At 44.6% G+C, this 8756-nt stretch carries 8 protein-coding genes; 2 read left to right on the forward strand and 6 right to left on the reverse strand.

Annotated features, from left to right (window positions below):
* Window positions 1-20 precede the first annotated feature (20 nt).
* The 4 genes from JKY90_04860 to JKY90_04875 are packed head-to-tail and all read right to left on the reverse strand — an operon-like array spanning window position 21 to window position 4217.
* Window positions 21-599 (reverse strand): hypothetical protein, encoded by a 579-nt coding sequence (locus tag JKY90_04860; protein ID MBL4851596.1) that lies wholly within the window; start codon window positions 597-599, stop codon window positions 21-23.
* Between the two features lie 20 nt (window positions 600-619).
* Window positions 620-2206: a tryptophan 7-halogenase gene (locus tag JKY90_04865; GenBank protein ID MBL4851597.1), complete on the reverse strand. Its 1587-nt coding sequence runs from the start codon at window positions 2204-2206 to the stop codon at window positions 620-622.
* Window positions 2207-2214: 8 nt separating this feature from the next.
* On the reverse strand, window positions 2215-3036 hold the full coding sequence (locus JKY90_04870; protein ID MBL4851598.1) for a beta-ketoacyl synthase chain length factor: 822 nt from the start codon (window positions 3034-3036) through the stop codon (window positions 2215-2217).
* An 8-nt stretch (window positions 3037-3044) separates the two neighbouring features.
* A complete protein-coding gene (locus JKY90_04875; protein ID MBL4851599.1) occupies window positions 3045-4217 on the reverse strand; it encodes a beta-ketoacyl-ACP synthase in 1173 nt (390 codons plus the stop codon).
* A 148-nt stretch (window positions 4218-4365) separates the two neighbouring features.
* Here JKY90_04875 and JKY90_04880 point away from each other — a divergent pair, with 148 nt between their 5' ends.
* Entirely contained in the window at window positions 4366-5190 is an 825-nt protein-coding gene (locus JKY90_04880) for a MipA/OmpV family protein (protein MBL4851600.1), read from the forward strand.
* A gap of 322 nt (window positions 5191-5512) precedes the next feature.
* On the forward strand, window positions 5513-6850 hold the full coding sequence (locus JKY90_04885) for a DEAD/DEAH box helicase (GenBank protein ID MBL4851601.1): 1338 nt from the start codon (window positions 5513-5515) through the stop codon (window positions 6848-6850).
* A gap of 45 nt (window positions 6851-6895) precedes the next feature.
* Here JKY90_04885 and dbpA read toward each other — a convergent pair whose 3' ends face one another.
* Entirely contained in the window at window positions 6896-8284 is a 1389-nt protein-coding gene (gene dbpA, locus JKY90_04890) for an ATP-dependent RNA helicase DbpA (protein MBL4851602.1), read from the reverse strand.
* A gap of 235 nt (window positions 8285-8519) precedes the next feature.
* Window positions 8520-8726: a cold-shock protein gene (locus tag JKY90_04895; protein MBL4851603.1), complete on the reverse strand. Its 207-nt coding sequence runs from the start codon at window positions 8724-8726 to the stop codon at window positions 8520-8522.
* Window positions 8727-8756: the final 30 nt, after the last annotated feature.

Genomic DNA, 8756 nt, shown 5'->3' on the forward strand with positions numbered 1-8756 from the left:
AACCCATACCAATACAAATATTAAGACAAGCCCATACCAATACATTTTCTTTTATAAAACTGTCGATAAATCAATTCCAACACCATAAACAAGGCAAAAAATACATACGACAATATGCCATTATAAAGTGTCCAGCTTTGCAGTGACATACAGCACGCACTATAGCCCGCAACAAATGCATTCAATACTAGCAACCCAGACCATATTTTAGTCAAATTACGTAAATATGTTTTTGCATAATTAGGTGGTGGCTGCCCTGATAAACGCGCAAAACGTTCTATCACGGTCATCTCTGATGTTAGAGATAAAACAAAGACAACGGCGACAGCAAGACTCATGAGCACGGGGTAATAACGCAATAAATTTTCACTATCAAAGCCAATAACGACAGCACAAAATATCGCAAAGAAAATTAATAAGGCTCCTTGCCCCCAACCCTGTCTTCTGAAAAACAAAAACCTCAACAACAGCAATAAAAATAAGACAGCCGCAAGCACAGCTGGTCCGTAATTATTCAAACCCCAATACACAACAAAAGGATAAGTTAGTGTGATAACAAGCAATACTGCCTGAGCGCCTGTTTTCAGTATTGTTAACATCCAGCAGTTATCAACAAATTCTAAGCCAACAAAGATTGCCGATAATCACCAAACAAATCTCGCTCATCATCAGCAACATTGGCGCTTGCATTATCAGCCAATATATCAATTGAATACGCTGCAACACGTTTAAGAATAGCGACGTTTTCGACTAACGCGGTTTTTATATCAATGCTCTCACTTGCTTTTAGTACATTATTAAAATGTCGTAAACACGGAATCTTATATTGATCGAGGAATACGCCTTGAGCAGGCAAAACTAAGCGCTTTTTCGCTCTATCACGCAGTTTTTCTTGAACAGTCGCATTGAGGCTGCTCGCTTGTTTAAGCAGTGGATTAAGATCAAGGATTAATTCTGCATCTGTCATTGCATTTTTATAAAACAACAATGTTAACACGCCCCAATAATAGGAATAGTCCCACAATAGTTTTACCCCCATCATTCTGCGATCACCAAAACCACCATATTGGTGAGAATAAAGTGACAACGTATTATCAAAAAAAGAATTATAAAATACATGAAACAGTGCACTGTCGCGGCGAATATCTTGGCCCGATTTCTCACACGCAATCAAATGATCAATAAAGGTATTGTTAATGGCGATAAAATCACTGCCTGGCGAATAAAACGGATCACTAAATGCTCCTGCCTCACCAGTTAGACACCAACCATCATCAGAAAACATTTTTTTGCAGCCATAGGCGTAATCTCGAATCAAACAAAAATCCAGTACTTTAGCGCCGGAAATAGCTTCCGCACACCGAGGTTGATGCGTATCAAGCCACCGTAGCGCTTCATCAAGCGATGTAATACCGCTTTGCTCTAACGCCTGGTCATCCATAACGATACCAATACTCGTCGTTCCCGTGCCTAATGGAATCACCCAAACCCAGTAACCTGGCCCAGTAAGATGATTAGTGCTCAACCAACGCGTACCTTTATCTTGCAAACGATTCTGCCATTGTGCTTCTTCAGACCATGTATCAAGCACTACTCGGCGGTCAATACGAAACCAAACTGCATTACCCTTGTGACCAACAGTCTTGGTTAAATTTAATTTATTGCTAATGAGTTTTTGCCTGCCTGCTGCATCAACAAGCCACCTGCTTGAGAAATTTTTCTCTCCTTCATCAGTTGCCACTTTAATACAATGATTTTGTTTGCCCAAGGACACTTCTTTCGTTGTCGCACCCTCTACAATATTAACGCCTAAATTAATTAGCTCATCGTGAAGGTGGTTTTCAAGAACGCCACGATCAAGCTGATAGGTTGGGATGCCAAACAATTCACTAACACCAAGCTCGTCTTGTTCTGAATAGTCATTGCTTGGCGTCCCAAAAAAACAACGCAAGCCATGTTTCCTCAAATGGGATTGTTCAAAATGTTTTTTCAATCCTAAAGTGTCAACAAGATAATGTGATGCAAGCTCAACCGTTGATTCACCCACTTTTGCGGTAGTATCAGGCACCGGAAATTTGTTTCTCTCAACAATCAACACATCCAGTTCTGGCGTACTGCGTTTTAGCTGACGAGCCAAACCAAGACCAGCAAGGCCGCCACCCATAATGGTGACATCTGCTTTATTTTTAACCCTGTTTTTAATCATGGCAATGCTCAACCAATTGTAATAGCAAGTGATGATCCTGTGCTCAACGGCATGTTTAACGACAAACCTGACGGATCATTTTGATTGCTTATTTTTGCTAAAATTGGCAACAGCCGAGCTGCCGGATTGTTCTCGTAACAATGCTGAAGCTTTGGCGGCAAGTCAACCACTGGCCAGCCTACTGCTCGCTGTTTCACTTTAACTGTCAATAGCCTGCCCTCTTTTTTGCTGGCCAGCGGCACGATAATCATTGACACAGAAAAAGGTTTATCATTTTTCAATAAACCTTGCAGCACGGTACAACTTGGTGCGTCGTAAAAAGTAAGCAGCACGGGTATATTTTCTGCAACGCACTGCACAATGGCCTCTAGCAATGCTAACGGTACAGACTCGCCAAACCCTGCAATTGAACTAGCAGCCTTCATGCACCCTGTGCTCATTGTCCAATATCCAGCTGCTGCATTGTGTACTGAATTATGGAATTTAGTTGGCGAGAGTTGCTTGTTGTCGGTCGCTAATACTTTGCACATATAGTCTGTCAACTGGGTATCACCAATGCCAGAGACAAAAACACAGCTTAGCTCTTTTGCATTCAAGCCTGACGATTGCGTTGCTTGCCACGAAGACTCCACAGCTAAACGTACTGGTAAAGGTGCTCGTCTGCGCTCATTGGCAGGAATAATATCGGGCTTGGGATTACCCGTCATATCCTCTGCGGCAATATTCTCTATAGCTACCCTACCTTGCAATAAATCTTGCAAACCAGGCCAATCAAAGAAGCCTGCCCCACATGCACCTAAGGCCACGATTTTGCAACTCAAACGACTCATGACTTACCTCAAACCCGGCTAAAAATCAGGCTGCAATTATTGCCACCAAAACCGAAGGAATTTGACATGACATGGCTAATATCACGCTGCTGATTAGCCGCTTGTATAGAAAAATCCAGTCGCTCATCCAGATCAAACAAATTCATGGAACCTGGAATGTAATTGTTGCGCAGCGCATCAACAGCAATTAATGCCTCAGTAATCCCAGCGGCACCAAGCGTATGCCCCATCCAGCCCTTGGTCGATGAGCATTGCGTGCTACGCGGAAAAGTTTCTGCAATCAAGCGCCCCTCAATCAAATCATTGACTCGACTGGCAGTGCCGTGCAAGTTAATGTAGTTAATGTCCTGCGCTATCAAGCTGGCTCGCTGCAAAGCCTGCTCAATGGCTAGCCTCGCGCCCAGCCCTGTTGGATGAGGATGCGACATATGGTGTGCATCGGAGCTTTCGCCATAACCGCTTAATGCCACTCCCACATCCTCTTCAACCTTGTCTGCACACATTAAAATCGCGTAACCAGCGGCTTCACCCAGGTTAATGCCATCGCGATTTTGATCAAATGGACGACAAGCTTGAGATGAAACAAGTTGCAGCGAATTAAAACCATGCAATACGCTCAAACACAAAGTATCGACACCACCCACCAACACTGCATCAACAATATCACTGCGCAACCACCGTGCCGCAGCAGCAAATACTTTTGCCGAAGACGAGCAAGCAGTATTGATCGTCATAGCAGGTCCGGTCACGCCAGTATAATGTGCAACAAACAGACTCAATGAATGCGGGTTGTGTACATTGGCTTGTTGATAGGGTGGTTTTAGCTGTCCTGCCTCAGTCAAATCCGTATAGGCAAGTTCGGTGCGGTCAATGCTGGATGTGCTCGACCCCATAACAATGCCAATACGGCTGGCAGAAAAACGTTTGACCTGCGCTTGCAAGGTCTGAGCAATCGTCCCCTGCTGTAACCCAAGCGTGGCTAATGCGTTATTACGACTTTGCCACACACCCAGGTCTATATCGTCAATCTCAGGAATACGCCCTATCCAGGTATCTACTGTAGACCCAGGAAAATCATTGCGTCGCAAACCACTACGCTGGCAAGTGATTGCCTCACGCAATGCCCGCCTATTAATGCCTGCGGCAGTCGTCGATTCATAGTCGATTAAACGGATTTGCATACAGTACGCACGAGTTGAACAGATTAAAGGATAACGAGTGAATCTAGCACAAAATGTCTTCTATTTATATTGCAGAGGCCGTGGCACCTACGCGGCCTACACTATTTTTTGCTAAAATCCGTAACCACATTCAGAAGATAAAGCAGACATGAAGCAATTTCGTCGATTCATATTTATATTCTTCTCCCTGACGTTTGCACAATACAGCCACTCTGAAGAATTACCACTATGGGAATTTGCGCTCGGCGCCGGGGGTTTACACCAGTCCCACTATACTGGCACTAAAGACACTCGCACCTTTGCTTTCCCAGCACCCTTTATTATCTATCGCGGAGATGTATTTAAATCAGACGATGAAGGCATACGTGCGCAGCTGTCAAAAACACAACGCTACAAACTGGATCTGAGCCTGGATTTCAACCTTGCTGTGGATAGCGATGAAGTTGAACTACGTCGCGGGCTACCGGACATTGGCAATTTACTGCAAATTGGTCCATCACTTGAAATCACGCTAAGCAAACGCGACCACAATGAATGGCTGCTAAGACTACCCGTTCGCAGTAATTTTGACATTAGCAGTGATGGGGTTGAGCAGGCCGGCTACACTTTCTCACCTAATATCGCTTATTTACACCAGCTCTCCTCGAACCCAACCCCATGGCACATCGGCGTATCTCTCGGGCCTCAGTTTAGCGACAGCAAATTTAACAATGTTTACTATGGTGTCGATCAGCAATTTGCCACAACCAATCGACCAGCCTACACGTCCAGCGGCGGTTACTCTGGTGCACGTGCATCGCTAACATTGACATCCAAAAGCCGCAAACGCTTACTGATTGTGTTCTTACGTTATGACAATATTAGCGGTGCTGAGTTTGACGACTCCCCATTGGTTGAAACAGACAATAATCTGGCTATTGGCTTTATCTACAGTCATTATCTATGGAAATCAAAAAAAACAACTTCCCAGTAGAGCCCTAATCCCCAGATAGAAACGCGATGTAATGTGCGAGATATTGATTTCACAGTGAAACAAAAAATATTAGTCGCACCCGTAGGTTCGGCGGCTATTTTTTGTTTCACTGTGGGATCAAGAGCTTGTGCAGTATACGTGTTTCTATCTGGGGATTAGGGTAGAGCCTTATGTAGCAAACAAAGCTCTTCATACTCCCTATAGTTGTGTTGCTTGCAAGCAACACAACGGACTGTAGCTATTACCAAGCCGTTAAGGTAAGCTTCACCGCCGCCATCTCGGCGGCTCCCGCCATAAAACGCATCAAACTGAGACATATACTATGAGTTTTTCCTCTCTGGGCTTATCGGCTCCGATTCTTCAAGCTGTCGCCGAAAAAGGCTACGACACGCCTTCACCCATTCAAACGCAAGCAATACCTGCCATTATTGAAGGCAAAGATGTCATGGCGGCCGCACAAACAGGCACTGGAAAAACAGCAGGCTTTACCCTGCCATTATTGGAGTTATTATCACAAGGGGAGCGTGCTCAGGCTAACCAAGTGCGCGCCCTTGTGCTCACACCCACTCGTGAGCTAGCAGCTCAGGTTGCTGAAAGCGTCGCTACCTATGGCAAAAATTTACCATTGCGCTCTGCCGTTGTATTTGGTGGCGTCAAGATCAACCCTCAAATGATGAAGTTACGCCAAGGCGTCGATATTTTGGTCGCCACACCTGGCCGCTTACTCGATCTATACCATCAAAATGCAGTGGAATTTAAACAGCTCGAAATATTAGTGCTGGATGAAGCAGACCGTATGCTTGACATGGGTTTTATTCGTGACATCAAAAAAATTATCGCGGCCTTACCTAAACAACGTCAAAACCTGTTGTTTTCGGCTACATTTTCGAATGACATTCGCAACCTCGCCAAAGGTTTGGTTAAAAACCCTGTGGAAATTTCAGTTAGTCCACGTAATACCACGGTGAAAACAGTTGACCATTGGATATGTCCGGTCGATAAAAAACAAAAATCAGCACTGCTCATCGAATTAATTCACAGTGAGGAGTGGCAACAGGTGTTGGTCTTTTCGCGAACCAAGCATGGTGCCAACCGCTTAACACGTCAGCTAGAAACAGCGGGCATTAAAGCCGCAGCGATTCACGGCAACAAAAGCCAGGGCGCAAGAACTAAAGCTTTAGCAAATTTTAAAAATGGTTCGGTTCGTGTCTTGGTCGCCACCGATATTGCAGCACGAGGCATAGATATCGACCAACTGCCACAGGTGGTCAATTTTGATTTGCCCAGTGTACCTGAAGACTATGTGCACCGAATCGGCCGCACCGGCCGCGCTGGCTCTAGCGGCCAAGCCGTCTCCTTAGTCTGCGCCGATGAAGTCAAGCAACTATCAGATATTGAGCGACTTATTCAACAACTGTTACCACGAAAAATGGTTGATGGCTTTGAACCCACGCATGATGTGCCAACGACCCATTTAAATAAACCAAGACAAACCAAGAAACCCAAAAAAGTAAAATTTGAACACAAGGATGGACAACGTTCTGGAGAAAATGCGCAGGGCCATAAGCACGGCGCCAGAAAAAAATATGGTGGCCAGCAAAAAACGTCAGGCGGCAACGTTCAACGCCAAAATAATACGCGAAGAAACACTGGCGGCTAGCTAAGGGATGTTAAATATAGGTCTGACAAATAGCAAAACTGCGCGCTATATCTGCCTGACTCTAAACGAACGTCCTTTCAATTTTCCATTCTGTAATTTTTTCAGTGCAACCTGAGCCACGTCACGATTAATGGCGACGTAAGCCCAGCTATCACAAATTTGAATCTTGCCAACCTGGCTGCCTGCGATACCAACATCGCCAGTCAGCGCACCTAAAATATCACCCGGCCTAACTTTTTGTCTTTTGCCACCATCAATTTGTAATGTTGTCATGGATGGTTGATAAATGCTTTGTTCTAATAAAGTGAGTGGCGGCAATGGCTCAGTTGTAAAAACCTGATCAAGGCAGGCTTGTAGTCTTTCAATTTTATAGCCTTCTTTGTCACTGTACAAAGTGCATGCAATACCTTTTCTATCTGCACGTCCTGTACGACCGACTCGGTGGGTATGTACTTCATTGTTACGAGGAATATGATAATTAATGACGACATCCAGCGCTTCGATATCCAAGCCACGTGCAGCAACGTCTGTTGCAACCAGTATAGAAGCACTTTTATTGGCAAAACGAATCATGGTTTGATCGCGGTCTCTTTGCTCCATATCACCATGTAAGGCAATAGCATTAAAACCATAGTGACAAAGTTCATTAGCCACTTCTCGGGTTTCCACTTTAGTATCACAAAACACCAAAGCAGACTCAGGGCGATAATGTAGTAACACTAAACGCAAGGCTGTTAAGCGCTTACCGTTACCATTACTACTAAATTTATAAAAAATCTGTTGGATATTGTCGCCAACATGGCTAGCGTCTACCTGTGCCATCGCTGGCTTGGTCATAATACGATCGGCGATAGTGCGTATTTGATCAGGGTAAGTCGCACTAAACAATAACGTTTGACGCTGACTCGGTATATGTTCAATGATCGCATCAAGCGATTCTTCAAAGCCCATGTCTAACATACGGTCTGCTTCGTCTAAAACCAGCGTGGCCAAACTATCCAGTTTTAGCGTGTTTTTTCGCAAATGTTCTTCCACCCGGCCTGGCGTACCCACGATAATATGCGCACCGTGCTCTAGCGAGCCAACTTGTGGCCCAAACGAAACGCCACCACAAAGCGTCAATACTTTAACGTTAGCAATAGTGCGGGCGAGCTTGCGTAATTCATTGGCAACCTGGTCTGCCAATTCACGGGTTGGGCATAACACCAGTGATTGCACACAAAAGCTTTTTACATCGAGCTTTTGTAATAAGCCTAAAGAAAATGCTGCGGTTTTCCCTGACCCTGTTTTACTCTGAGCAATCACATCTTTACCGTCCAGGATAAAGGGTAGACTTTTCGCCTGAACAGGGGTCATGGTGTGATACCCCAAAGAAGTAAGGTTGTCTAATAGAGCAGGATGCAAGGTAAGGGATGAGAAATCAATTTTACTCAAGGTGAATGTCCTTAGATTGGTATATTGTGTCGCGGCGTCTTTGCTGAAACGGGATTGAGCGCGTAATCGATACACACTAATGGAGTAAAATACCAGCTTGTTGCGAGCAATAAAAAAGGGCAGGCCCAAAGGCTTGCCCTTTTAGCTCTTAGCCACCCTAAGAAAGAGATGGCTAAAGGCTAACCTGCATTACCTATATGAATCTAAGCAATGCAGGCCAATCGTGATCCGACTACTAGAGCGGTACGATATTTTCTGCTTGTGGGCCTTTTTGACCCTGAGTTACAGTGAACTCAACTTTCTGGCCTTCAACCAAAGTTTTGAAGCCTGAACCAGAGATAGCACTGAAGTGTGCGAAAACATCTGGACCAGATTCTTGCTCAATAAAGCCAAAACCTTTAGATTCGTTAAACCATTTGACGGTGCCGGTAGTAGTAGACATAAATAATACCTATTAATTTCAAGAGTAATA

It is taken from the genome of Gammaproteobacteria bacterium (assembly GCA_016765075.1).
Taxonomy (GTDB): Bacteria; Pseudomonadota; Gammaproteobacteria.

Bases quoted from the DNA above. Each gene is read 5' to 3' on its own strand.
- JKY90_04860 (MBL4851596.1), bottom strand. From the start codon at position 599: ATGTTAACAATACTGAAAACAGGCGCTCAGGCAGTATTGCTTGTTATC.
- JKY90_04865 (MBL4851597.1), bottom strand. From the start codon at position 2,206: ATGATTAAAAACAGGGTTAAAAATAAAGCAGATGTCACCATTATGGGT.
- JKY90_04870 (MBL4851598.1), bottom strand. From the start codon at position 3,036: ATGAGTCGTTTGAGTTGCAAAATCGTGGCCTTAGGTGCATGTGGGGCA.
- JKY90_04875 (MBL4851599.1), bottom strand. From the start codon at position 4,217: ATGCAAATCCGTTTAATCGACTATGAATCGACGACTGCCGCAGGCATT.
- JKY90_04880 (MBL4851600.1), top strand. From the start codon at position 4,366: ATGAAGCAATTTCGTCGATTCATATTTATATTCTTCTCCCTGACGTTT.
- JKY90_04885 (MBL4851601.1), top strand. From the start codon at position 5,513: ATGAGTTTTTCCTCTCTGGGCTTATCGGCTCCGATTCTTCAAGCTGTC.
- JKY90_04895 (MBL4851603.1), bottom strand. From the start codon at position 8,726: ATGTCTACTACTACCGGCACCGTCAAATGGTTTAACGAATCTAAAGGT.